This window comes from Pseudomonas sp. BF-RE-25 (assembly GCF_019956105.1).
GTDB lineage: Bacteria > Pseudomonadota > Gammaproteobacteria > Pseudomonadales > Pseudomonadaceae > Aquipseudomonas > Aquipseudomonas migulae.
Window position 1 is genome coordinate 79306 of record NZ_JAHBDB010000012.1, and the last position, 25956, is coordinate 105261.

At 61.7% G+C, this 25956-nt stretch carries 18 protein-coding genes; 7 read left to right on the forward strand and 11 right to left on the reverse strand.

Features of this window, described 5'->3' with window-relative positions:
• Nucleotides 1–6: 6 nt before the first annotated feature.
• The 4 genes from KGB24_RS07470 to KGB24_RS07485 all read right to left on the reverse strand — a co-directional run bounded on the left by KGB24_RS07470 (nt 7) and on the right by KGB24_RS07485 (nt 12667).
• Complete coding sequence (locus tag KGB24_RS07470) at nt 7–1065, reverse strand: TauD/TfdA family dioxygenase (protein ID WP_008032309.1); 1059 nt, start codon at nt 1063–1065, stop codon at nt 7–9.
• A 54-nt stretch (nt 1066–1119) separates the two neighbouring features.
• Nucleotides 1120–10362, reverse strand: a complete 9243-nt coding sequence (locus KGB24_RS07475) for a non-ribosomal peptide synthetase (protein WP_223414195.1) — start codon at nt 10360–10362, stop codon at nt 1120–1122.
• Nucleotides 10363–10587: 225 nt separating this feature from the next.
• Nucleotides 10588–11322: a thioesterase II family protein gene (locus KGB24_RS07480; protein ID WP_223413938.1), complete on the reverse strand. Its 735-nt coding sequence runs from the start codon at nt 11320–11322 to the stop codon at nt 10588–10590.
• Between the two features lie 172 nt (nt 11323–11494).
• The gene (locus tag KGB24_RS07485) at nt 11495–12667 is read right to left on the reverse strand and encodes an MFS transporter (protein ID WP_223413939.1); all 1173 of its coding nucleotides are present in this window, start codon (nt 12665–12667) and stop codon (nt 11495–11497) included.
• Nucleotides 12668–13002: 335 nt separating this feature from the next.
• Here KGB24_RS07485 and KGB24_RS07490 point away from each other — a divergent pair, with 335 nt between their 5' ends.
• Nucleotides 13003–13392, forward strand: a complete 390-nt coding sequence (locus KGB24_RS07490; protein ID WP_223413940.1) for a hypothetical protein — start codon at nt 13003–13005, stop codon at nt 13390–13392.
• Here the strand turns inward: KGB24_RS07490 and KGB24_RS07495 are convergent.
• On the reverse strand, nt 13368–14360 hold the full coding sequence (locus KGB24_RS07495; RefSeq protein ID WP_223413941.1) for a GlxA family transcriptional regulator: 993 nt from the start codon (nt 14358–14360) through the stop codon (nt 13368–13370). The two genes, KGB24_RS07490 and KGB24_RS07495, sit on opposite strands and share 25 nt — an antisense overlap.
• Before the next feature lie 90 nt (nt 14361–14450).
• On the opposite strand from KGB24_RS07495, the gene inhA reads away from it, so the two are divergent.
• Nucleotides 14451–15134 carry an isonitrile hydratase gene (gene inhA, locus KGB24_RS07500; protein ID WP_223413942.1) on the forward strand — a complete coding sequence of 228 codons (684 nt, stop codon included), beginning with the start codon at nt 14451–14453 and terminating at the stop codon, nt 15132–15134.
• A gap of 481 nt (nt 15135–15615) precedes the next feature.
• On the opposite strand, the gene KGB24_RS07505 is transcribed toward inhA, so the two are convergent.
• Nucleotides 15616–16104 (reverse strand): SRPBCC family protein, encoded by a 489-nt coding sequence (locus KGB24_RS07505; protein WP_223416177.1) that lies wholly within the window; start codon nt 16102–16104, stop codon nt 15616–15618.
• A gap of 198 nt (nt 16105–16302) precedes the next feature.
• Here KGB24_RS07505 and KGB24_RS07510 point away from each other — a divergent pair, with 198 nt between their 5' ends.
• Together KGB24_RS07510 and KGB24_RS07515 are read left to right on the forward strand one after the other, a co-directional pair.
• Entirely contained in the window at nt 16303–17226 is a 924-nt protein-coding gene (locus tag KGB24_RS07510; protein ID WP_223416178.1) for an ADP-ribosylglycohydrolase family protein, read from the forward strand.
• Between the two features lie 48 nt (nt 17227–17274).
• The gene (locus KGB24_RS07515) at nt 17275–17676 is read left to right on the forward strand and encodes a lysozyme inhibitor LprI family protein (RefSeq protein WP_223416179.1); all 402 of its coding nucleotides are present in this window, start codon (nt 17275–17277) and stop codon (nt 17674–17676) included.
• A gap of 113 nt (nt 17677–17789) precedes the next feature.
• Here KGB24_RS07515 and peaD read toward each other — a convergent pair whose 3' ends face one another.
• The 4 genes from peaD to peaA all read right to left on the reverse strand — a co-directional run bounded on the left by peaD (nt 17790) and on the right by peaA (nt 22350).
• Nucleotides 17790–18908, reverse strand: coding sequence for a quinohemoprotein amine dehydrogenase subunit beta (peaD, locus tag KGB24_RS07520; protein WP_008027955.1), 1119 nt, complete (start codon nt 18906–18908; stop codon nt 17790–17792).
• Between the two features lie 25 nt (nt 18909–18933).
• Nucleotides 18934–19257, reverse strand: a complete 324-nt coding sequence (gene qhpC, locus KGB24_RS07525) for a quinohemoprotein amine dehydrogenase subunit gamma (RefSeq protein WP_008027961.1) — start codon at nt 19255–19257, stop codon at nt 18934–18936.
• A gap of 1 nt (nt 19258) precedes the next feature.
• Nucleotides 19259–20689 (reverse strand): quinohemoprotein amine dehydrogenase maturation protein, encoded by a 1431-nt coding sequence (peaB, locus tag KGB24_RS07530; protein ID WP_008027964.1) that lies wholly within the window; start codon nt 20687–20689, stop codon nt 19259–19261.
• 80 nt (nt 20690–20769) lie between these two features.
• Complete coding sequence (peaA, locus tag KGB24_RS07535) at nt 20770–22350, reverse strand: quinohemoprotein amine dehydrogenase subunit alpha (protein ID WP_008027966.1); 1581 nt, start codon at nt 22348–22350, stop codon at nt 20770–20772.
• Between the two features lie 345 nt (nt 22351–22695).
• On the opposite strand from peaA, the gene KGB24_RS07540 reads away from it, so the two are divergent.
• Nucleotides 22696–23052 carry a hypothetical protein gene (locus KGB24_RS07540; RefSeq protein WP_008039921.1) on the forward strand — a complete coding sequence of 119 codons (357 nt, stop codon included), beginning with the start codon at nt 22696–22698 and terminating at the stop codon, nt 23050–23052.
• A gap of 50 nt (nt 23053–23102) precedes the next feature.
• Here KGB24_RS07540 and KGB24_RS07545 read toward each other — a convergent pair whose 3' ends face one another.
• Nucleotides 23103–23357, reverse strand: a complete 255-nt coding sequence (locus KGB24_RS07545) for a DUF1652 domain-containing protein (RefSeq protein WP_008027970.1) — start codon at nt 23355–23357, stop codon at nt 23103–23105.
• A 201-nt stretch (nt 23358–23558) separates the two neighbouring features.
• Here KGB24_RS07545 and KGB24_RS07550 point away from each other — a divergent pair, with 201 nt between their 5' ends.
• Together KGB24_RS07550 and KGB24_RS07555 are read left to right on the forward strand one after the other, a co-directional pair.
• Nucleotides 23559–24281, forward strand: a complete 723-nt coding sequence (locus KGB24_RS07550) for a hypothetical protein (RefSeq protein ID WP_223416180.1) — start codon at nt 23559–23561, stop codon at nt 24279–24281.
• Between the two features lie 231 nt (nt 24282–24512).
• The coding region (locus tag KGB24_RS07555; RefSeq protein ID WP_223474753.1) for an aldehyde dehydrogenase family protein at nt 24513–25956 on the forward strand (1444 nt) is incomplete at its 3' end.

A 25956-nucleotide genomic window follows, 5' to 3' on the forward strand; every position in this document is an offset into this window, starting at 1 on the left:
GGGTCCTTATTCCTGATCCAGGTCGGCGCTTTTCTGCGCGATGGCCATGGCCGTGAGGATTTTTCTGTAGCCAGTGAATTCGTTGCGCGCATGCACGCTGAGGATGTTGTCCAGCAGGACCACGTCGCCCTTCTCCCAGGCGAACTCGACCATCACGTCGCGATAGATGCCTTGCAGGTGGCGGATGACGTCGTCGGGGATGGCCGAGCCGTCGCCGAAGAAGGTGTTTTGCGGCAGGTCCAGCGGGCCGAATTCACGCAGCAGGTTGTCGCGGATGCTGTCCGGCAGGGTCAGCGCGTTGAAGAAGGTGCCGTGGTTGAACCAGATGCGCTCGCCCGTCAGCGGATGGCGCACGATGGCCGGGCCGTTTTGCCGGGTGCGCAGGCGATTGCCGGACTTCCACTCGGCCTGAATGCCGATCTTGGCGCAGTAGGCTTCGACTTCGCCGCGATCTTCGCTCTGGAACACGGTTTGCCATGGCAGCCCCATGCCGTCGCCGTAGTTGCGCACGTACATGATGCGTTTACGCTGAAACTCCTCGCGCACGGCCGGGTCGATCCGCGCGAGGATTTCGCGGGTGTCGCCGAACGGTGTTTCGCCGCCGGTGGTCGAGGGCGTGTCGCAGTAGAAGTACAGGTGACGCGGGAACACCGGCGAATAGGAATGCTCGTTGTGCGGGAAGATTTTCTCCGCCGCCGGGTAATCGGTGGAGCTGTAGATCTTGAACTGACCGGTGATCTGGGTCCGTGGCGAGGCGCGGAACAGGTACTCCAGGGCGCCGTCGGAAATCGCCGCCACACAGCGGTTGAATTCGGCGATGTCGGCCACCTGGAAGCCACGGAACAGAATCACCGCGTGATCAAGCAGCTTGCTTTCGATCAGGGCGCGATTCTCCGTCGCCCACTCCACCAGGCTCACACCAGGCACTGCCGGGCGGCACACCAGCGGCATGCTGGCGCCGTCGAACATCGGCGCAAAACTCACCAGCCGGGTCGGGTCGGTGGACAGGCTCTTGCGCGCACCGCGGCCGATTTTGGGAATGGACTTGGTGGTTGAAACAGTCATAAACCCCTCCAGAAAATGATGACGGCGGCGCCCGGTTGGCACCGCCGCAATAAATCAGTCCGCCGCGCCTTGCGTTGCCGGCGTGCCGCGACGACGCTTGATCGCCATGGGCCCGCCCAGCAACGCCTTGCGCTGCTCGTTCAATCGCGCATCGGCACGGCGCTGCACCTCGGTGGCCAGTTCCAGCAGATCGCTGACCGTCAGCTCGTCGGCGCGCAACAACGCTTGCAGTACCGCCTCGATTTGTTCGAACAGGCTTTGCAGCGTGCTCGGCAAGTACTGCCCGGCGGGTGTTTCGAAACTCAGGTGAATGTGTTCGGCCTCGTTGTAGAACGCAGCGACCATGCCGATCTCGGCAGCTTGCCGGCCCGACGGGAAGTCCTCGACCAACAAGCCGTCCATGGAGGGCAAGCGACCGACGCCTTCCTGATAGATCAACTTGATGTCGAACAACGGCGAACGCCCGGCCCGACGCGGCAAGCGCAACGCTTCCACCAATCGCTCGAACGGCAGGTCCTGATGGTCCGAAGCCTCCAGAACCGCACGGCGACAGGCTTGCAAAAGTTGCCCGGCAGCCTGGTCGGCATCGACCTCCACTTGCAGCACTAATTGGTTAACGAAGAAGCCGACCATTTGTTCAAGCTCAACTTGATTTCGGTTGGCGATATCGGTGCCGATGCGCACGCGACTGACCTCGGTGCGCTGACGCAACACCAGGGTAAAGCCGGCCAATAGCACCATGAACAGCGACAATCCACGCTGTTGGGCGAAGTCGCGCAACTGCTGACTCAAGGTCGAATTCAAGGTGAAATGTTGGCTGTCGCCTTCTTGTGCCTGACGCTGATCGCCGTCGCCCGGCAGCTCCAGCACGGCTTGCGGCTGACCGAGGCGCGCCTGCCAGTAATCGAGCTGACGTTGCAGCTCGCCGCCTTGCTCCAGCCACTGGCGCTGCCATTTGGCGAAGTCGGCGTATTGCACGCTGTGCTCCGGCAACTGCGCGACGCCGCCCCGGTTGAGGGTCGGGTACAGCGTGACGAATTCATTGATCAGAATCCGGAACGACCAGTCATCCGCCGCGATGTGGTGCACCGTCAGCAGCAGCACATGCTCCTGATCCGCAACCTGCAACACCCGCACCCGCAGCAACGGCCCGTTGCGCAGATCGAACGGCCGGGCGACTTCTTCACGGGCCCGTTGCGCGGCTTCGACGTCCGGGGCCGGCAAATGCCGCAGATCGCTGATGGCGAAATCCAGCGGCAGTTCGGCGTGTACCCGCTGCCAGGCCTGGCCGTCTTCCTCATAGAACGTGGTGCGCAACACGGCGTGGCGTTGCACCAGGGTTTCGAAGGTTTGCTGCAACGCCGACAGGTTCAACGCGCCGCGCAACCGCAAGGCGCCGGGCATGTTGTACATCGAGCTGTCGGGTTCGAGGTTCCACAGGAACCACAACCGCTGCTGGGCAAAGGACAACGGCTGGCGTTCGCCGGAGTGGTCCGCCACCAGCGCCGGGCGTTCGCAGACATTGGCGGCGTGCCGCAGGCCTTGCACCTGAGCCGCGAAATCCTCCAGGCGCGGGTGTTCGAACAGGCTGCGCAAACTCACCGACAGGCCCAGTCGCTGACGAATCTGCGAGACGATCTGCGTGGCCAGCAACGAATGGCCGCCCAATTCGAAGAAGCTGTTTTCGCGATCGACACGGGCAACTTGCAACACCTGCTGCCAGATCTGCGCCAGCTCGACTTCCAGCTCACCTTGCGGTGCGGTGCCGGCCACGGCTTCCCAGACTTCCGGTGCCGGCAGCGCCGCACGGTCAAGTTTGCCGTTGCGGTTGAGCGGCAATGCGCTCATCACCACCAGTTGCGCCGGGAGCATGTAGTCCGGCAGACGCTCGCCCAACGCCTGGCGCACGGTTTCAGTGAGTTGCCGGGACTCGGCGTTCGGCAACACCGGCACGACGTAACCGATCAATTGCTTGCCACCGACACCTTCGTGCACCAGCACTGCGGCTTCGCTGATCATCGGCAAGCCTTGCAGGTGCGCTTCCAGTTCACCGAGTTCAACGCGGAAACCGCGAATTTTCACCTGATGGTCGATGCGCCCCAGGTATTCCAGCGCGCCGTCTTCGCGATACCGCGCCAGGTCACCGCTGCGGTACAAACGTGCTCCCGGCGTGGTGGAAAACGGATCGGCGATAAAGCGTTCGGCACTCAAACCCGGTCGCTGGTGATAGTGCTGGGCAATGCCGGCATCACCGCCGATGCACAACTCGCCCACGCAACCGGTTGGCAACAGATGACCCTCGGTGTCCAGCACGTACAACGCCCGACCGGACAAGGCGCGGCCGATCGGCACGCCGATCAGGTTTTGCGTGTCGGCCAGGGTGCACAGGTGAGTGCTGGAAACCACGGTGGCTTCAGTCGGCCCGTAGGTGTTGAGCAGACGTACGTCGCCGAGCCCGGCGGCATGCCAGAACTTCAGGCCCTCCAGCGACATGGCTTCGCCGCCGACATGAACCTGCCGCAACCGACCTTTGTCGCGCTGAGGCTGCGCGGCCCATTCCTGAGCCAGCAAATACCAGTAGGCCGCCGGCAAGTCCGCCAGGGTCACGCCCTGTTCGATGATCTGCCGGTACAAGGTGTCGGTGTCCCACAGCTCATCTCCGCGCAACACCAGCGCCGCGCCCACGCACAGTGGCGGGTAGCACTGCTCGACAAAGCCGTCGAAGCTGAACGTGGCGAATTGCAGCACGCGGTCGTCGGCACTGAGTTGCGAATAGTCCGCCGCAATCACGCAAAACTCGCGCAGTGCGGCGTGGGCCAGGCACACGCCTTTCGGCCGCCCGGTGGAACCGGAGGTGTAAATCAGGTACGCGAGGTCTTCGGCACAGGCGAGGTTGACCGGGTTGGCCGTGGAATAGCCGGCCAGCGACGCCTCTGTCAGCGCCAGGCGCGGCAAGCCTTCGGGCAGCGCGACATCGGTCAGCAGCTCCGGTTGCGCCAGCAGCAGATCCATGCTGCTGTCTTCGATCATGTAGGCCAGGCGTTCGGCCGGGTAGTCCGGGTCCAGCGGCACGTAACCGGCACCGGATTTGAGGATGGCCATGAGGCTGACGATCATCTGCGCATTGCGCCGCACCGACAGGCCCACCCGCTGCCCCGGCGCCACACCGTGTTCGCGCAGGCGATGGGCGAGCTGGTTGGCCTGGGCGTTGAGCTGTGCATAAGTCAGTCGCTCGTCGCCGGCGATTACGGCCCATGCATCGGGCGTGCGGGCCGCTTGCTGCTCGAAACGCTGATGCGCCAACAGCGGACTGTCCAGCTGCGGCGCGGCGGGACGCGAGCCCAACAGTACCTGTGCTGTTTGCTTCGCATCCAACAGACTGACGGCGCCCAACACTTGCTGCGGCTGCGCAACGAATTGCTCCAGCACATGCAGCAGGTTCGCACTCAAACGCTCGATCTGCGCGGCGCTGAACAAGGCCCGGTCGAAACTGAATTCCAGACGCAGGCTGGTGCCGACTTCGATGCCGAGGGTCAGCGGGTAGCTGGTGATTTCGTGATTGCGCAATGCGCCGAAGGTCAGGCCCGCCGGTGCACCTTGCTTCAGCGCTTCGGCCACCGGGAAGTTTTCGAACACCAGCAAGCTGTCGAACAGCGCGTTGCCCTGCTGCCCGGCCCAGCCCTGAATGTCGTAGAGCGGCACATGCTCGAACTCGCGCAGGCTCAGGTTCAGCGCTTGCAACTCATTGAGCCATTGGCTGACCGGTTGCGCGGACGACGGCGCAGCAATGATCGGCAAGGTGTTGATGAACAGGCCCAGCTGTTGCTCGATACCCAGCAACGGTGCGGATCGCCCGGCAATCGTCGCGCCGAACGCCACGCACGATTGGCCGGTGTAGCGCTGCAACAGCAGGCCCCATGCGCCCTGCAACAGGGTGTTGAGGGTGATTTTCTGCTGCCGGGCAAACTCTGCCAGACGCTGCATGGCGGCGCTTTCGAGCGTCAGGTGATGCTCGCCCATGCCGCGCCCTTCGACCGGCGTCGGCAAGGCTTGCGCCAGCAAGGTTGGGGTTTCGAGCGCGGCCAGCGCCTGTTTCCAGAACTGTTCGCCCGCCGCCGATGGCTGCTGCTGTATCCAGCCGAGGTAGTCGCGGTATTGCCCCAAAGGCTTGGCCAGTGTTTGCCCGGCGTAATGCTGAATCACCTCGCCGAGCAACTGCGCGTTGCTCCAGCCGTCCATGAGGATGTGATGACTGGTGTAGATCAGGTGCCAGGCGTCGCCGCTCTGTCGCACCAGCATCAGCCGGAAAAGCGGCGCGGCACTGAGTTCGAAGCCACGGCTGCGCTCTTCGGCGGCCAGTGCATCGAGGTCGATATCGGCCGCCTCGATCACCTGCAATTGCAGGTCGATCTGGCGATGAATCACCTGATGCGCAGCTTCCAGGCCCAACCAGTGGAAGCTGCTGCGCAGAATGTCGTGACGGTTGATCGCCGCCTGCCACGCCCGACCGAAGGCCGCCAGTTCCAGCCCCTGAATCTCCAGGCGCAGTTGGTTGATGTAGGCCTCGGCCTGCGGCTCATACAAGGTATGGAACAGCATGCCCTGCTGCATCGGCGTCAACGGATAAATGTCTTCGATGGTCGGGGCTGCGACGGGCAAGGCGTCCAGCTGCGTCTGGTCGATGCGAGCCAGCGGGAAGTCCGACGGCGAGACCTGGCCCACCGGCGTTGCGCAGCAATGTTCGATCAGTGCGGTGAGTTCTTCGGTGTAGGCGTCGGCCAGTTTTTGAACGGTGCTGTCGGCGAACATGTCGCGACTGAAACCCCATTGCAGCGAGAGTTGACCGCCATAGACCTGGCTTTCCAGCGTCAGCCAGTTGGCCAGCGGCGCATCGTCACCCTGGGCCTGGCCGCCGCTTTCCGCTGCGGGTACAAACAGTGCGTCTTCATCGAACTGGCGGTCGAACTGGCCGAGGTAGTTGAAGGTGATGCGGGGCGCCGGCAACCCTTGCAACGCTTCACGCTGGGCCGGTTCGCCGAGGTAACGCAGCAGGCCATATCCCAGGCCTTTGTCGGGGATGGCGCGCAGTTGTTCCTTGATCGCCTTGATCGTGTTCGCCGTTTGCGCACTAGGTTGCAGGCGCACCGGGAACAGGCTGGTGAACCAGCCCACGGTGCGCGTCAGGTCGAGGCCGTCGAACAAGTCTTCACGGCCATGACCTTCGAGCTGGATCAGCGTCGAGTTATGCCCGGTCCAGCGGCAGATCACCCGCGCCAGCGCGGTCAGCAGGAGGTCGTTAACCTGAGTGCGATAGGCTGCCGGCGCCGTTTGCAACAATTGCCGCGTCAACCCGGCGTCGAGCTTCGATTCGATTTTTTGGCCATGGCGATGCTGCAAGCTGCCCAGCGGATTTTCACACGGCAGGTCGCGGGCATCGGCGTGTTGTGCCTGCCAGTACGGCAGTTGCTGATCCAGCGTGTGGGCATGCGCTTGCAGGTGCTTGGCCCAGTGTTGATAAGCGCTGGTTTTGTCCGGCAACGTTGCGGCGCTACCATCCGTCAATTGCGCGTAGGCCTGCTGCAGGTCTTCGAGCAGCACCCGCCAGGACACGCCGTCCACCGCCAGATGGTGGACCGCCAGAAACAGGCGTTGCGTGCCGTCGTCGAGGCTGACCAGCAACGCGCGCAGCAATGGCCCATCGGCCAGATCGAGGCTGCGTTGTGCTTCGTCGCACAGGGCCGTCAACGCCTCGGTCGACGCCGCGTGCCGCTGCCACAATCCGGCCGTTTCGACCTGTGGTCCATGAGACTGCTGCCAGCCATCGACACTCGCGGCAAACCGTAGGCGCAAGGCATCGTGATGGTTGATCAGCGCCACCAGCGCGGCTTCCAGTGCTTGCGGGTTCAGCGCCTCGCGCGGTGTCAGCAGCAAAGACTGGTTCCAGTGTTGCGGCTGCGCGATGGCCTGTTCGAAGAAGTAGTGTTGCGCCGGGGTCAGCAGCACCTCACCGCTGACCGGTCCCTGGTCGATGGCACTGCGGTTGTCGAACGTCGCCACCAGCGCCAGGCTGCGCACGGTCTGGTACTGAAACAGGTCGCGCGGGCTAAGACGGATGCCGGCCTGACGGGCGCGACTGACCACTTGAATGGAGATGATCGAGTCACCGCCCAGTTCAAAGAAGTTGTCTTCAAGGCCCACTCGTTCCAGGCCCAACACGTCTTGCCAGATCTGCGCCAATGCCATCTGCATCGCATCTTGCGGCGCGACGAACGCCTGTTGTGGCGCCGCGTCCGGTTGCGGCAGGGCCTTGCGGTCCAGTTTGCCGTTGGCGGTCACCGGCAAGGCATCCAGTGGCATCAGGTAGGTGGGCACCATGTATTCCGGCAAGCTATTGAGCAGCCAGCCCTTGAGGGTTTCCGGCCACTGCGCCTCGGCGTTTTCCAGCACCAGGTACGCCACCAGATGTTTGCCGCCCTGCACCAGGACCACCGCTTCGCGCACCAGCGGATGCTGCATCAGTCGGGTTTCGATTTCCCCCAACTCGATACGCAGGCCGCGCAGTTTCACTTGATGGTCGAGGCGGCCGAGGTATTCGATCACCCCGTCGGCACGCTGGCGCACGCGGTCGCCGGTGCGGTACAGGCGTGCGCCATCTTGGAACGGGCACGGCACAAACCGCTCGGCCGTCAGCCCCGGACGCCGGTGATAGCTGCGCGCCAGGCCGGCGCCGCCCAGGTACAACTCCCCCGCCACGCCCGCCGGCACCGGCAGCAACTGCGCGTCCAGAACGTGGGTGCGCAGGTTGGCAATCGGCCGGCCGATGGGCACGCTGTCGGCGCCTTCGTCAACGCACGTCCAGTGGGTCACGTCGATGGCCGCTTCGGTCGGACCGTACAGATTGAACAACCCGGCGCCCGGCAACCTGGCGAACACTTGAAGTTGGGCATCCAGCGGCAGGGCTTCACCGCTGCACGCGATGCGCTTGAGGCTGGTGCAGGCTTCAACGCCCGGCTCGTGGATAAACGCCTGAAGCATCGACGGCACAAAGTGCAAGGTGCTGATGCCGAACTCGCCGATGAGGCGGATCAACCGCGCCGGTTCGCGATGCGCACCCGGCGGCGCCACCACCAGACGGGCACCGGTCATCAACGGCCAGAAGAACTCCCAGACCGACACGTCGAAGCTGAACGGGGTTTTCTGCAACACCGAGTCGCTGCCGTCCAGCCCGTACGCCTGTTGCATCCAGCACAAACGGTTGACCAGCGCCGCATGGCTGTTGCCGGCGCCCTTGGGTCTGCCGGTGGAACCGGAGGTGTAAATCACATAGGCCAGGTTCAGCGGATTCACCGACACCTGCGGGCAATTTTCGCTGTAACCGGCCAGCCAGTCCTCGTCCTGATCCAGTGCGATGACCTTGATGCCCTCGGTCGGCAGCGTGCCAGCCAGGGCGCTTTGGGTCAGCAACACGCCAATCGCACTGTCTTCGATCATGTAGGCCAGGCGTTCCGCCGGGTATTCCGGATCGAGCGGCACGTAAGCGCCGCCAGCCTTGAGAATCGCCAACAGGCCGATGACCATTTCCAGCGAACGCTCGACGGCGATCCCCACCAGCACATCGGGACCGACACCCTGCTCGCGCAGGTAATGCGCCAACTGATTGGTGCGCGCATCGAGCTGTGCATAAGTCAGCTGTCGGTCGCCAAACACCAGCGCCGGCGCCTCGGGTGTGCGCAAGGCCTGGGCGTGGATCAGTTCATGAATGCATTGCTCGACGGGATAAGTTTCGGCGGTGCGGTTCCAGTCATGCACCAGCACCTGTTGTTCATCCGCCGCCAGCATCGGCAGCTCGCCGACCCGCTGATGTGTGTCGATCACCATTGCCTGCAACAGCCGCGTCCAGTGCTGCGCCATGCGCGCGATGGTCGGCGCGTCGAACAGGTCGCTGGCGTAGGTCAGCGCGGCGTGCAGCTTGCCGCTCTTTTCATAGGTGTCGAGGGTCAGGTCGAACTGCGTGGTGCGCCCTTCCCACTCGATCGCGCCCAGCACCAGGCCGGACGCGGTACTGATGCTGGACATGTCCGCAACCTGCGGCTGGTGGTTGTACATCACCTGGAACAGCGGCGTGTGGCTGAGGCTGCGCTCCAGTTTCAGCGCTTCGACCAGACGCTCGAACGGCAAGTCCTGATGGGCCTGGGCACCGAGCGCAGTCTCCTTGATGGCACGCAGCAGATCGTCAACGCGGGTATGGCCATCGAGCTGGGTGCACAGCACTTGGGTGTTGACGAAGAAGCCGATCAGGCCTTCGATTTCCGCTCGGTTGCGGTTGGCAATCGGCACGCCGACACGGATATCGGTCTGCCCGGTGTAGCGATGCAGCAACGCATTGAACGCCCCGAGCAACAGCATGAACAGGGTGATGTTGTGTTTCTGCGCGGTGGCGCGCAGTTGCTCGGCCAGTTGCGTGTCAACGGCGAATTCGTAGCGCGTGCCGCGATAGCTCGGCATCGCCGGGCGCGAGTGGTCGGTCGGTAACTCCAGCACCGGGTGCTCATCGCCGAGTTGCGCTTGCCAGTAATCGAGTTGGCGCGCCTGCTCGCCTGCCTCCAGCCAGCGGCGCTGCCACAAGGCGTAGTCGCTGTACTGGATTGGCAGCGGCGCGAGTTGCGGTTGTGCACCGGCCTCGAAGGCGTCGTAGCAGCGGATGAACTCGTCGATCAGCACGTTCATCGACCAGCCATCGGAGACGATGTGGTGCAGGGTCAGCAGCAGGACGTGTTCCTGCTCGGCGAGTTTGAGCAAGGTCACCCGCAGCAGCGGGCCGACGGACAAATCGAAGGGCAGCACCGATTGCTGTTCGGCCGCTTGGGCGACGGCACGTTCGCGCTCCGTTTCCGGCAAGGCGCTGAAGTCCACATGCTTGATGATCAGCGGCGCGCTGGCCGGCACTTGCAGCAAGGTGTCGTCGGCCTGGCGCTGGAACACCGTGCGCAGGGTTTCGTGACGCTCCACGAGGCTGACGAAGGCTTGTTCCTGCGCCGACAGGTTCAACGCACCGGTCAAACGCACCGCGCCCGGCAGGTTGTAGGCGCCACTTTGCGCGTCCAGTTGCCAGAGAAACCACATGCGTTGCTGGGCATACGACAGCGCCTGGCGATCCTCGGCCTCGACGCCGGCAGGAATGGGGAAGCGGGCGAAATCAATGCCTTCCTTTTGCAGGGCCGCAAGGAACATCTGGCGCTTTTCCAGGGGCAACCCGATAAACCGGCGAGCAAGTTTCAAGGAGTCATCAGCATTCATTTCTAAGCATCCGGATCAGTGGCGGGAAGCACAAAGGCACGTCGTCCCTATAAAACGAATGCAGACCGGAAAAATTAGCGAATGAGAATAAGTGTCAGCGGGGAGACAAATCGGGCGCTCCCCTGTAGGAGCCGGCTTGCCGGCGATGAGGCCATGACAGGCGACATAGATGTTGCCTGCCAGGCCGCCATCGCCGGCAAGCCGGCTCCTACAGGGGGTATTGGGTCAGGCAGTCGCGGCCATGGCGTGCCGGCGATGGTGGACGTCGAGCTGGTCCTTGATCACGCGCAGCACCTTGGCTTCGTGCTCATGGATGAAGAAGTGACCGCCGGCCAGCATGTCCACGGAAAAACTGCCGTGGGTTTCCTTGCTCCAGCCGATCAGCTGTTCGGTGGTTGCGCGATCCTCTTTGCCGCCGAGCACGTGCACCGGGCATTTCAGCAGCGGACGCTGGATCGGCTCGAAACGGCCGCACAGCAGGAAATCCGCGCGCAGGATCGGTAGCGTCAGGCTCATCAGTTCTTCATTGGCCAGCACTTCTTCGCTGGTGCCATTGAGGGTGCGCAGTTGCTCGATCAGCTCGGCATCGGTTTTCGGATCGGCGAAACCCTGATCGTAATCAGCCCGCATCGTCGGTGCAGCGGTGCCCGAGGCGAACAGCGCCACCGGTTCCGGGCAACCCAGCGAGCGCAAGGCATGGGCCATTTCACAGGCCAGCAACGCGCCGAGACTGTGGCCGAACAGCGCATACGGCGCCTTGAGCGTGGCTGTCTGTTCCTGGGCGAGTTGCAGCGCCAGGCGCCGCATGTCGGTGTGCAACGGTTCGCCGAACCGCGCGCCACGGCCCGGCAGTTCCACTGGCTGCAGCTTGAGCCACTCCGGCAGTTTGCGCCGCCAGCGGCTGTAAACCATGGCGCTCGCGCCTGAATAGGGCAGGCACAGCAATGTCAGCTGGGTCACCGGGCTTACCTCGAAAAGTTGTCTGCTAAGAGAACGGACGAGCGCCGCCGGGAATTAGTCGTACACATACCCCCTGTAGGAGTGAGCCTGCTCGCGATAGCGGTTTCTCAGGCACCATTGATGCAAGCTGACACTCCGCTATCGCGAGCAGGCTCACTCCTACATTGGATCTCTATTTCAAATGGCGATAGGTTGGGACCGCGGAACCAAGCACGACGGCCCCCGCCGCAATCGCCACCCAAAACCCGCTGCGCGCGCCAAACGCATCCACCAGCCAACCCGAGCTGGCCGCGCCAATCGCCACGCCGATGCTCATCCCCGTCACCAGCCAGGTCAGGCCTTCGGTGAGTTTGGCCGGCAGCACGATGCGTTCCACCAATGCCATGGCGACAATCAGCGTCGGCGCAAAAGACAGACCCGCGACGAACACGGCCAGCGCCAACCCGACAATATTGGTCGCCAGCAGCAATGGCAACGTGGTCACCGCCGTCGCCACCCCGCCGTACAGAAACAGTCGCGGCAGCGGCACTTTCGAGCGCAACGCGCCGAACGCCAAACCGGCCAGGCATGAACCGATGGCATACACCGACAACACAATGCTCGCCGCCGCCGGTTGCCCTTGATGCTGGGCGAAGGCCACGCTGACCACATCCACCACGCCGACAATGGTGCCCATGGCGACCATCAACAGCATCAGCAACTGAATTTCGCTGGAACGAATGATCGAGCCCTGATGGTGTTCTTCATGGGGATGTATCGCCGGTTCGGTGTCCCGTTGCAGGACGAACGCCGTGACGCCAATCGCCAGCATCAGCAGTGCCGCCAACGGCCCTGCTTCGGGGAACACCACCACGCACAAACCTACCGACAGCGGCGGCCCGACAATAAAACAGACTTCGTCGAGCACCGACTCCAGGGCGTACGCGGTTTGCAGTTGCGGCTGGCCGCGATAGACCTCGGTCCAGCGCGCCCGCACCATCGCCGACATGCTCGGCATGCAACCGGCCAGCGCGGCAAACACAAACAGTGTCCATTGCGGCGCCTGCAAACGCGTGCACAACAACACCAGCAACAACGCGCCGCCACCGATCAGTGCCGACACCGGCAAGATCCGACGCTGTCCGAAACGGTCCACCAGCCGCGAAACCTGCGGCGCGCAAAACGCCGTGGCCAAGGCAAACGTCGCCGCCACCGCACCGGCCAATCCGTAGCCGCCCTGCAATTGCGAGAGCATGGTGATCAGGCCGATGCCGGTCATGGAAATCGGCATGCGCGCGATCATCCCGGCCAGCACAAAGGCTCGGCTGCCCGGGGCTTTGAACAGTTCGCGGTAGGGGTTGGCCATGGCTCGGCTCTCGACAAGGGCCTGCAAGTTGCCATAAGGCTGGTTGAGGGGAAAGCGGGCAATTGTTGGTTGAATGTGAAGGCCCCATCGCCGGCAAGCCGGCTCCTACAGTGAAACGCGGTCAACTGTAGGAGCCGGCTTGCTGGCGATCGAACGTTAACGCGGTCTGCCTGCTTAAACACCCAGGCCCCGTAGGCCACACACCTACAAGCACTAAACAAAACCGCACCGTCCCCGGAAAATCGTTTGTTGCCGATCATTACATCCCCACCTAACATCCCTCTTCAACGGGTACAGCGGAGCTGTCCAACAAAACCCGAATTCAAGGAACCTGAATGAGCCAGCGCATCTACCGCAGCATCGACACCCCACTCCGATCCGGCCTGAACCGCGATGAACTGTGGGAAGACCCCGACAAAGGCCTGATCAAATGCTGGGAAATCGGCCGCCAACGCGCCGCCCGCTTTCCCGAAATGGCCCAACAATGCCTGGCCGGTGAACTGCCGGTGCTGGGCTGGAAAGGTGGCGTCAGCCGCAGCCTGAAGAAACTCGAAAAGTACGGATCCCTCAAGTACCTCGCCCAGTGGCAAGGTTTGCGCGGGGAGGACCTGGACGTTGATCTGGCTGAAGAGCGGGCATTGACCTGCTCGCGAACCGGGATGGTGGTGACGTTTACGCCGGATCGGGCGAAGTACTTCAATCAGGTCATGGAAACGGAAGCCTGATCTGCCTCGGAACTCACCGAAAACCGCTCGCGATAGGCTTGCGGCGTCACGCCCATCGCCCGCAGGAAGCTGCGCCGCAACGTCTCTTCGCTGCCAAACCCGCACTGCACCGCGACCCGTTTGATCGGCACGCCGGTATCGCTGAGTAACCGCCGCGCCGTTTCGACCCGAATCAGTTCGATGGCCCGCGCGGGTGTCTGGCCGGTGTCGGCGCGGTAGTGACGGACGAAGCTGCGTTCGCTCATGCCAGCCTGCAAGGCGAGGGTCGGAACGCCCAGGTCCATGGTGAGGTTTTCGCTGATCCAGGCGTGAAGATCGTCGAAACGGTTGCCTTCCTTTTGCAACGACAGGGTCACGCTGAATTGTGATTGACCGCCCGGACGCTTCAAAAACACCACCAACTGCTGCGCCACTTCCAGCGCCATGGTGCGACCGAGGTCCTCTTCGACCATGGCCAGCGCGAGGTCGATGCCGGCAGTGACGCCGGCCGAGGTCCAGACCGGGCCGTCATTGATAAAGATTGGATTGGGTTCGACACGCAAGCGCGGGTGTTTTTGCGCCAACTGTTCGCAACGGGTCCAGTGAGTGACCACCCGCCGGCCATCGAGCCAACCGCTGGCCGCCAGCAAAAACGCCCCGGTACACACCGATGACACCCGCCGACACCCCGCCGCATGCTCACGCACCCAAGCCACCAGCGCCTCATCCTCCGCCGCCGCATAAACGCCCCAGCCGCCGGCAATGATCAATGTGTCGCTGCCCTGCCCGGGCAACGGTTCAGCCACCAGCGCCAAGCCCGCCGACGACATCACCGCCCCGCCGCCACTGCCAATCACCGTCGGCGCGTAAGGCGGCGGCAAGCCTTTCTGGCGGGCAATGTCATTGGCCGAGGCGAATACCTGCAGCGGCCCGGTGACATCGAGCAGTTGCACGTTGGTGAAGGCGAGCACATGAATAGACTTGGGCATACTTGGCGTAATTCGTGGGGTAATTGGCGTATACGCCAAATCCTACGAGCCTACAGTGAAGCCGTCCACCCACTTCACGAGAAAAACACCATGACGTTGCAGATCGGTTTTCTGTTGTTCCCGCAGGTTCAGCAACTGGACCTGACCGGCCCTTACGACGTACTCGCCTCGCTGCCGGACGTGAAGGTGCATTTGATCTGGAAAGACCTGATGCCGGTCACCGCGAGCACCGGCCTGGTGCTCAAGCCCACCACCACTTTCGATGATTGTCCGGCGCTGGACGTGATCTGCGTTCCCGGCGGCAGTGGTGTCGGGCCATTGATGGAGGATGAGCAGACGTTGGCGTTCATCAAGGCGCAGGCGGTCAATGCGCGGTATGTCACCTCGGTGTGCACTGGCGCATTGGTGCTCGGCGCGGCAGGTTTGCTCAAGGGTAAGCGCGCCACCACTCACTGGGCGTATCACGAGTTGCTTGGACCGTTGGGTGCAATCCCGGTGAAGGATCGGGTGGTGCGCGATGGCAATCTGCTGACCGGTGGCGGGATCACCGCCGGGATCGACTTTGCCCTGACCCTGGCGGCTGAATTGTTCGATAAGGACACGGCGCAATTGGTGCAGTTGCAGCTGGAGTACGCGCCGGCGCCGCCGTTTGAATCTGGCAGCCCGGAATCAGCGCCCAAGAGTGTTTTGGCAGAGGCTCATCGGCGTACGGCGCCATCGTTGCAGCAGCGGACGCTGATCACTGAACGGGCCGCAGCAAATCTCGGCTTGTAGGTAATCAATGTGGGTTCAGGTTCGCTCATACTCTGTGTACGACGGGGATCAACTGTAGGAGCCGGCTTGCTGGCGATGGCGGTGGGTCAGTCAACACATTTGCCGCCTGAACGCACGCCATCGCCAGCAAGCCGGCTCCTACAGTTGATGTGTGTGATGGTTGAATTACTTTTCTACGGACGAAAAAAAACCCGCCAGAGGCGGGTTTTTCCCAAGACCATTGTCGACTCCCTGTCGGTAGCGAATCCTTGCTGATGGTCGATCATCCGTGATCCTGAAGCGCTTCCTGTGCTTCAGTTGATGTGGCTAGATTACGCATCGGATCCAATGTGCAATAGACGACATAGCTACCATCGCGTGTAAGACATTCGCTATACCAGCCCTTCCGAAAACCCTTAGACGCCTCAGGTGTCGAGCGCTCAAGCCGCGAGTTTCGAGGCCTGCAGCGGAGCTACGACGGGCAGCGCCTGCGCCATGGTGATCATTCTTCCTGTCTCACCCGGGCTTTGGCGGTTTCAGCCAAAAACTGTTCAATGTTGTTCATCTGTTCCTCCCAGCCCCGGCTGTCCATGCGGAAAGCCTTTTCCCGGCGTGTCTGGGGGATGTGATCGAAACCGGACTCGGACACCTTGAGCAACGTACCTTCAGGGTGGTCCTCCAGCTCGAACTTCACCAGCGTGGTGGGTTCCTGGGAATAGTCGACTTCCGGGCGCACCGCGTAGGGGTGCCAGCGAAACGAAAACACCCGCTCTGGCTCGACCCGCTCCACCAGCACATTCCACAAAACGTGCTCATAACCGGGGTAAGTGACCTGCCCCTGAGTCCACTCGCCGGCGACAAAACGCTTGCCTTCCAATGCCACGCCAAACCATTGCCCGAACGCTTCGGCATGGGCCAGCACACGCCAGACCTGCGAGCGCGGCGCTTTAAGCAGGATCTTCCTTTCGATGCGATCTGATGCTGGGTTCATAAGTCACCTCCTGTACTGAACAGTAGGCCTGTGTGACCACAAGTCCAACCCTAAAGTTGTACCAATCGGGCCTCTCAATCAACCTGCCTGAAATATTCGGCCGCACATCCGGGCCAAAGTTCGGCGCTGCGAACAAGAGTCATCGGGCGGGAGCTGCTACCGTTTGCAGGGACGACATTGACCGGACAAGGAAGATTCATGCAGCCCTCACTCACGGAACGTTATCGCGGCGCCCTGCTGGGCCTGGCCTGCGGTGATGCCGTCGGCACCACGGTCGAGTTTAAGCCACGCGGCTCGTTCAGGCCCCTGACCGACATGGTGGGCGGCGGCCCATTCAACCTGAAACCCGGGCAATGGACCGATGACACCTCAATGGCGCTGTGCCTGGCCGAAAGCCTGCTGAGCAAAAACGGCTTCGATGCCGCCGACCAGATGGGGCGCTACCTTAATTGGTGGCAATCGGGTTACCTCAGCTCCACCGGGGAATGTTTCGACATCGGCATGACCGTGAGCGAGGCTTTGGCCCGGTATCAGCAAACCGGCGAACCCTTTGCGGGTTCAACCGATCCCTACACAGCGGGAAATGGCTCGTTGATGCGGCTGGTGCCGGTGGTTTTGTATTACTTCCCCGACCGTAACCGGATCAGCGAGTTCTCCGCTCACAGTTCCCGTACGACACACGCCGCGCCTGAAGCCGTTGAGTGCTGCCAGTTGTTCGCCGAGCTGATAGGTCACGCGTTACAGGGCGCGGCCAAAGCGGATTTACTTCGCTTGCCGGCAACGGCATTCCGGGAAGCCAAAGTCGCCGCCATCGCCCGAGGCGACTATATCGACAAACCTGAAAGCGCTATCCGTGGCAGCGGCTATTGCGTGGCCTCCCTCGAAGCCGCGCTGTGGTGTTTTCATCACACCGACAGCTTCGAAGCCGCCATCCTGAATGCCGCCAACCTGGGCGATGATGCCGATACCACCGCCGCCATCGTCGGTCAGTTGGCCGGGGCTTTCTACGGTGTCCAGGCCATTCCCGAACGTTGGCTGGCGAAGTTGTACCTGCGCGAAGACATCGAGGCTTGCGCCGATCAATTGCTCAAGGCTTCAGGCGCTGACACCGCAAGTAAATGAGGCTTCGCTACACTGCACCTCTTCTTTTCCTGTCACAGCGAGTTTCCCATGACCCCACGCGTGCTCCTGGCGCTGACGCCGTTGCTGTTCACCACCGTTGCTCATGCCGTCGATTGCGACAACGCCACCGACCAGGCCACGATGAATCAATGCGCGGCGCAGCAGAACAAGGCGGCGGACAAGGAGTTGAATGCGCTTTACCAGCAGATCACCGCGCGCTTGAAGGACAGCCCCGAGAGCAAGAAGCAGTTGATTGGCGCGCAACGGGCGTGGATCGGGTTCCGGGATGCCGAGTGCAAATTTTCGGCGTCCGGGGTTGAGGGTGGGAGTGTTTATCCGTTGATTTACAGCAATTGCATCACGGACCTGACCAAGGCTCGGGTTGAGGCTTTCAAAACTTACTTGAAGTGCCAGGAGGGGGATTTGAGTTGCCCTGTGCCGGGGCAGTAAGTTCTCTAGCATTTTCCATGGCCTCTTCGCGGGCAAGCCTCGCTCCTACAAGGGATCACCGAAACCCGTAGGAGCGAGGCTTGCCCGCGAAGACGTCCTTTCAAATGCCGCGATTACCGGACGAAAATCTGCGCCGTGGTAATCGCCATATCCCCACCCGGCAACTTGATGCTGCCCACCTGTTTCAGGCTGTCGGCATCAAAAATCGCCACATCGTTAAACGTCCCCGCCAGGTAAATCTTGCTGCCGTCCTTGTTGAAGGAAATGCAGTAGTAGGAATGATCCAGCGTCGCCGCCTGGAGCATTTTCTTTTCCTTGATGTCGTACTTCGCCAGGCGATTGAGCACGCCGAACATCAGGTTCGGGTCCTTCGGCGAGCGCATGCCGCTGAAGTAGATTTCCGTCAGCGGGCCGAAGTCGGTGGTTTCGGTCTTGCCGGTTTTCAGATCGATGCTGAACAACCCGTACAGGTACTCGGCGGTCAACGGATCCTGCTTCTTGTCCTTGAACTTTGCCGCGGTGTAGAGCAGCGAGAAGTCATGGCGATAGGTCTGCTGGTTCCACACGTAGAGCACGTCCGGCGCGCTGTAGTTCGCCCGCTTCCAGTGCCGGCTGGGGATCAGCACGTCGAATTTTCCGGTTTTCACATCGACCTTGTAGACGTCCGCCCCGGCCACATACAGCGTGCCGTCGTCGCCACTCTGCATGATGGTCAGCTGCCGTGGCGCCGGGAAACTGCGCACGGGTTTGGCATCCATGCCGGCGTTGGTGGCGTAGACATCCAGTCGTGGCTGCTGAACTTCATAGCGGTCATTGAGCATCAACGTCGGGTTGGCAACGGTGAACAGCTCCTTGCCGTCATGACTGAGGGTGAAGGCGAACATCGACCTCGCTTTCTCCCCCGGCTTCTGGGTGATGCTGGCGTGGAACACCTGTTTGCAGCTGTCCAGTTCGACGCCGTAGACATCCGCGTAGTGATTGTTCAGCACGTAGGCGGTCTTGCGGTCCGGCGACAGCTGGACAGTGCCCGGACCAAAGGCATCGGGCATCTTGCAGGTCTTGAACAGCGTGTCCGTGGCCAGGTCGATCACGTGCAGGTTGTTCGGGTAATTGGTGGTCAACATGTACTCGTGACCGTCTTGCAGAGCAGTGTTTTCATCGGCCAGAACAGTGAGCGAACAGGTGCTCAGGACGGCAAACGCGGCCAGGCCGCAGGCTTTGATGCTAGGCATGCTGGAATCCTTCTTGTCTGTCCGATCACTTGTCTTTAGGGAAGACAGTGCCAAGGTTGCGCCAGTTGTCGTTGGACGCCTGGGCATCCTTGTTCCAGTCCGGGTAGGTGCTCATCATGTCCGGCACCTGGGCCGGCCACCAGCAAGGGTCGGAGCAGCCATAAAGGTCGGCTTCCATCGGCTGGCACAGCGACGACACACCGCCAAACGCATCGATTTCCCAGCCCGGGTCGGTGGTCGAGGCGCAGCCCGCGACAGAGCTCATCGCCACCACTTCTTCGATGCGGTTCTCGGCCGCGGCTTCATCGAGTTTCAACGCTTTGTTATTGATTGCCTTGAGATGTTTCATATCAGTGAGCCTTGCGCGGAGTGATGTAGCTGCTGATAAACGCAGGGTTGTTGGCCATGATCCGGGTGTAGACCTCGATGCCGAAGTCCACCCAGTCACGCATCAGTTCGCAGTAGTGATAGGTCGGGTGGGTCGGGTCGCCGTAACGGGCGTAACTCTCGTGGTAGCAGCCGCCGGAGCAGAGGTTGCGGATCTGGCAGTCTTCGCAGCCGGTGTTGGTACGGTCGAGACGCTGGGACAGGAAGTCGTTCAACTCCACCTGTTTCACCCCGCTGTGCACGTTGCCGAAGGTCGGCAAGGACGAGCCGGTGAAACGGTGGCACAGGTTCAGTTCACCCTTGTGATCCACCGCCAGCATTTTCAGGCCGGCGCCGCACGGCAGGGCTTTTTTGTGGCCTTCGTGGATGTCGGTGATCAACTGGTGAAGGTTGGAGAAGCCGATGTTGCGGTGCTCCAGCGCCGCTTCCAGATAACGCCGACCGAGCGCCTTCATGTTGGCGAACACCTGCACCAGTTCATCACTGGTGAGGTTGAAGCTGCTGATGTCGCCGGAAGTCACCGGAGCAAAGCCGACTTCGGCAAACCCCAGCTCGTTGAACAGGTGATCCCAGATGGTTTCGACGTCGGTGACGCCGGTGGTCAACGTCACTCGCGCACCCACCGGACGGCTGTTGTAGCGCGACAGCAGCATCTCGGCCTTGCGCCGCACCACGTCATAGGTGCCCTGCCCACCCACGGTGATGCGGTTGCGGTCGTGCACGGTTTTCGGCCCGTCGATACTGACGGAGAGCCCGAAACGGTGGGCGTTGAGGTAGTCCACGGTTTCTTCGGTGAGCAGCGTGGCGTTGGTGGTCATCACGAACTCGACGAACTTGCCGGCTTCGCGAAAACGTTTCTCACAGTAATCGACCATGTACTCGATCAGCTTGCGATTGCTCAACGGTTCGCCGCCGAAGAACACCACGGTGAAACGCTCTTCATCCGGGGATTCGCGCAGCAGCATTTCCACTGACGCAATCGCCGTTTCAACGTCCATTTTCTTGCCCGCCGACGGCTTGTCGAGGTCTTCCTTGTAGCAGTAGGTGCAGCTCAGGTTGCAGCCGGTGTTGACGTTGAGCACCACGGTATTGATCGCGGTGCGCTCGACCCGTTTGGTGCCGATGTCGGGGGTCAGCGGCGAGCCGTCGCTGACCAGTTCCAGCGAGATCAGCTCACGCAGGGTCTCGGTGATTTCTTCGCCGTTGAAACGTGCGGCCAGGCGCTGGATCAGGTCGTCCGACGAACAGCCTGGACCGCGCAAGGTGTCGATGATGGTGCCCGTCAGCTCATCACTGGCGAACAGCGAACTGCTGGGGATGTGGAACAGCATGCGGTCGGCGTCGACGTGCACTTCGTGCAGATTCCGCTCGACCAGATTCAAAATAGCGCCCATTGCAACCTCCTGTGCAGACCTCCTTCACGAGGCCTGCGGTCATTCCAAAAAGTGTCTGAAACGGTTAACGGTCAGCCAACTCATGGAATGGGTGGATTGTTCCAGCGTTGCACGGTGACGATCATGTGGCCCTCGCCGGTCAGGGATTTCCCTGCGTCGTCGACGGCGGCGATCACCTTAAGGTTGCCGGCATTGTTGGTGGACATTTTGCGTTGCGGGTTCGGCCCGGCATCGCCCGGTGTGAACACGCCGCTGTCAGCCTGCATGGTGCCGGCGAACTTGACGTCTTCGTCTTCCTTGGCGCGGTCGTCGAAGGCTTCGACTTTCCATTGCGCCGGGAACACGCCGATGCGATACGGTTTGCCGTCAGCGCCCTTGCCCCAGGCTTCGGCGTCAAAACGGCCCTGGACTTTCGGCGTCGAACCACCGCCCTCGCCGATCCGCGCCACCGAGAACTCGGGCACGACTTTGACTTCGGCGATTTTGCTGTAGACCGACAGGGTCGGGCCTTTCAGCGTGCCGACGGTGACGTTGCGCAGCCCCGGTTGGGCATTGGCAGCAGCCTTGAGCTTGACGCGCATACGCTGCGGACTTTGCTCCAGCACTTCGACCACTTCCACGCCTTTGCCGAAGTTCGGTTTACCGCTGAGACCGCTGCCGATCAGGGTCACTTCAGACTCGCTGCCGGCCTTGAGGTAACCCGGCTGCACAGCGAGCAAACGACTGCTGCCCTGCTTGGCGGCGACGAAGTCCAGACCACGCTCATCGTGCTCGGCCTCGAACATCCGGCCTTGCATCGCATTGCCTTGGGCGGCGAACACCTGGCGCATGGTCACGCCGTCGATGGTCACGTTGCCGCGCCATTCGTAGCCGGTGTAGAGAATCGCGCTGCCGTCGCCATTGAACGGCGTGCCGTCGGCGTATTGGCCTTTGACGCTGACCTTGAAGGTGTCATCGCCAGCGGCGGTCACGCTCATCACCCCGGCCAGTTCACCTTTGCCCGGCAAGTGGCCGCTGAAGCTCCAGTCACCGGCAAACGCTTCGGCTTTGGGTGCTGCGCTCAGCCATTTTTTCCAGGCCGGGTTGTCCAGCGGATAACGCTTGGCCAACAGCGGCACCATGTCTTTACGGGCAATGTCGAACCAGTCGCGGTCACGGGCCAATGCCTGGTATTCGAGGGACGGCCATTGGCCGAGGTGGAAGTTCACCAGGCGCTCCCATTCCTGGGCCGGACGCCGTTGCAAGGCGACCCGCGCACCGGAGTGGCAGCGACCGCACATCTGGCTGGTCTGGTCGTCGAACTTCTCGACGGTATTGAGTCGACGCTCCAGCGCGTAACGCACGCCGTCCGTCTCGCTTGGCGCCAGGCCCTGGGTGTCGGCCAGGTATTTGACCAGCGTACGGCGGTCGTCATCACTGATCTGCAAACCATGCATGGTCTGCATCCGGGCGATGCTCATCAGCCAGCCTTCCGGGGTTTTGCGCTGGTGGCTGATGCGGCTCAGGGTATTTTCGGCTTCAGGGGTGTGACAGCCCTGACAGGTTTCCTTGAGGATGGTCTGGGCGTCGCGGGCTGCCAGGCTGTCAGGCGAATGCAGCGCCACACACGCGGCCACGGCCAGCAGACTGACGCTCAGGCCTGATCGGAGTTTTCTCTTCATCAACGTCGAACCTCGCACGGTGCTTTCTTATTTTTGTGGCTTATCGTTTTTATGGTTTCTGCCGCCGGCGGCGCACCGCAGACGGAGGCAAGAGAAACGTCTGCGATGAGCAATACACGGAGCGTGCCAGCTTGCCGATTACCTTTTTTATCAAGCGTTTGCGTGAAGTTGAATGCGATTGGCCATGCTTGATCGAGAGCGCGTGCGTCTAATATCGCGACAGTTGTTGCAGTCTGAGACAAGCATAGATGCCTTAACCGGGACAGCTCATCGCACGACGATTGACGACAGGCCCGTGCGGGGGCGAAATGGTTGTTCACCAATTGCCGTTCAGGGGATAACGAAATGGCAAACATCACTGTCCTGGCGGGGGACTTTCTGCAGGGTGACGGAGAGTACAGAGACGGCGTTTTCACCTTGAGAACGTCGCTTCACCCGTGGCCCGGCATCACCCTGCCACTCTCCTCGTTCAAAAGCGTGGAAGTCGCCAACGAAGAGTCGATCAACAACATCAAGGACGCCATCGGCTTTGGCGTCGCCGGGGCCATGCTGCTGGGGCCCATCGGCGCGATTGCCGGTTTCATGCTGGCCGGAAAAGAAACTGAAGTGACCTTTCTGGCAACGCTGAAAGACGACAAAAAGCTGCTGGCCGCCGTTGATAGCAACACGTTCGATGAGATTTCCCGGAAAATAGCAGCCTGATTGCCTGACGCGAGCCGCACCGGCCTTCAACGGTGCGGCTTGTCGCCGGTTCAGATGGAATAGGTGGGATGAATACTCTTGTGCGCCTCGATTTCCTGGCGCATGTCCGCCACCAGTGTGGCGATGGCATGGGGACTGTCCAGTGTCCACACCGGAACGTGGGTGGCGATCAGGTCCACTTTGCCCGTCATGCAGTCACAGACCCGGATCGTCATGGACTGGTCCGCTTCCATGTTGCAGGTGCAGACGGCGGGTAGAAAACTGTGTTCGATGATGCTTTGAATTTCCAGGGTTGAAAGGAACATCGCAACCTCCCTTACGCCAGATGTATAGCAGGGGAAATGCTCCGTCATTTCACCACCGAGCCTGAAAATTCTATTCCCCAAAGGTGGGGGGCTCAAGGGCGCAACCCGGTTGCTCGTCGTCTCGACGGGTGGTCATCGGCGCTCAAGTTATCGCGCTTTGCGCCGATAACCTGCTACACCAAACGTTAAGGGAATGACGACATGGCAATTTCTTTAAATGCTGCCTTGATCCAGCCATCGGCCGCTCAGCTCAGCCAGTCCAGCCAACCACTGACCGCGAAAACGCTGAGTGAAGACCTGCAGAAAACAGCGGTCAACATCAATCCGGCAGCGATTTACCACCCAAGCGATGAAGCCCCGGCACCCAGTCCGACCATGGAGTCGATCGAGACCTGGATCGGCCGCACCCAGTCACCTGACTTCCCGCAGGTTGCCGAGCGGCACAAAAACGCCCACCAATCGCTGAAATCCTCATTCGAAGAGTTCCAGTCCGCGTTGGCCCACGCCTATCCGGATCTCGCCGACAAAAAATTCGGCTTCACCATTCAAGCGGATGGAAGCCTCAAAGCCCTCAACAGTTCAGGCCAGCTCAGTTCTTCCGACATGAATCGGCTGAACAATCTGCTGAATGCCTCCAGTTCGCTGAAATCGGCAGCCAGCAGTTACCGCGACGCCTCTATCGACCTGGTGGCCGCCGACTCTGTATGGGGCGGCAGCTACGTGGGCGGGTACAACCTGAACAAGGAAAACTTCGCCAGCACCATCGATCTGGGCGCCCTGTTCTTGAAGAAAGGCTCGGTGCCAAACGCTGAAACCCTGAACGGCTTCTTCTCTTCGCAGTTGTGGAGTAAAGGCGAGCGGATGACGCAAGCAACAGAAGCGCAGATGCTGGCCGAGCGCAATAAGATCGACGTGACGGCCTGATTCCGACAACAGGGGCGGAGTGCCCGAATCAGCTCAGGCCGCATCGTTGGCCAGAGCTGAAAAAACCGTCTCTTGAATCTCAGCCGCCGTCGCGATTTGCGACAACACAGCGGAACCCGACGGCCCCGAATTTCATCCCGCGCCCGCCGCCAAAGGGCTATCCGGCCCTTCCAGACAGTTGGCACAGCCATTGCGAAAGCCTCGTTCTCACGAACAACAAGAGGCCTCGCCATGACGCTCCCCTACCTGCTTCCCGCCACCTCGGCGTTCATCCAGCGCGCCCCGCGCATGCTTATCGGCGGCGACTGGGTCGAGGCTGCCGACGGCCAGACCATGCCACTGCACAACCCGGCCACCGGCGAAGTGCTGTGCGTGGTGCCGCGGGCCACGCCCGAAGACGTTGACCGTGCGGTGCTCGCGGCGCGTCAGGCGTTCGATGATTCCACCTGGACCCGCACCCGCCCCCGCGAGCGGCAGAATTTGCTGTGGAAACTTGCCGACCTGATGGAACGCGACGCCGAACTGCTGGCGCAGCTGGAATGCCTGAACAACGGCAAGAGCGCGGCGGTGGCTCAGGTGATGGACGTGCAACTGTCCATCGACTTCCTGCGCTACATGGCCGGTTGGGCGACCAAGATCGAAGGCTCCAGCGTGGAAGTGTCGTTGCCGCTGATGCCAAACGATCAGTTCCACAGTTTCATTCGTCGCGAAGCGGTGGGCGTGGTCGGCGCCATCGTCGCCTGGAACTTCCCGCTGCTGCTGGCCTGCTGGAAACTCGGCCCGGCACTGGCCACCGGTTGCACCGTGGTGCTCAAACCCGCCGATGAAACCCCGCTGACTGCCTTGAAACTTGCTGAGCTGGTGCTGGAAGCGGGTTATCCCGAAGGCGTGTTCAACGTGGTCACCGGCACCGGCATTACCGCCGGTTCGGCGCTGACCCACAACCCGCTGGTGGACAAGCTGACCTTCACCGGCTCCACCGCCGTCGGCAAGCAGATCGGCAAGATCGCCATGGAGTCCATGACCCGCGTCACCCTGGAACTGGGTGGCAAATCGCCGACCATCGTCATGGCCGACGCCGACCTGAAGACCGCCGCCGCAGGCGCTGCCAGCGCGATTTTCTTCAACCAGGGCCAGGTCTGCTGTGCCGGTTCGCGGCTGTATGTGCAGCGCAAGCATTTCGACAATGTGGTGGCGGACATCGCCGACATTGCCAACGCCATGAAGCTCGGCAACGGGCTGGACCCGAGTGTCGAGATGGGGCCGCTGATCTCGGCGCGCCAGCAGGAACGGGTTTACGGGTACATCGAAAAGGGTCGGGAAAGCGGTGCGACGATTGCCTGCGGCGGTGAGCAATTCGGGCCGGGATTCTTCGTCAAACCGACAGTGATCGTTGATGTCGACCAGAAGCACTCGCTGGTGCAGGAAGAGATCTTCGGGCCGGTGCTGGTGGCCATTCCATTTGATGATGAGGCCGATGCGTTGCGCATGGCCAACGACAGTCCCTACGGGCTTGGCGCGAGCATCTGGTCGAATGATCTGGCGGCGGTGCACCGGATGATTCCGCGGATCAAATCCGGTTCGGTGTGGGTCAATTGCCACAGCGCCCTGGACCCGGCGCTGCCGTTTGGCGGGTACAAGATGTCGGGGGTCGGGCGGGAGATGGGGTATGCGG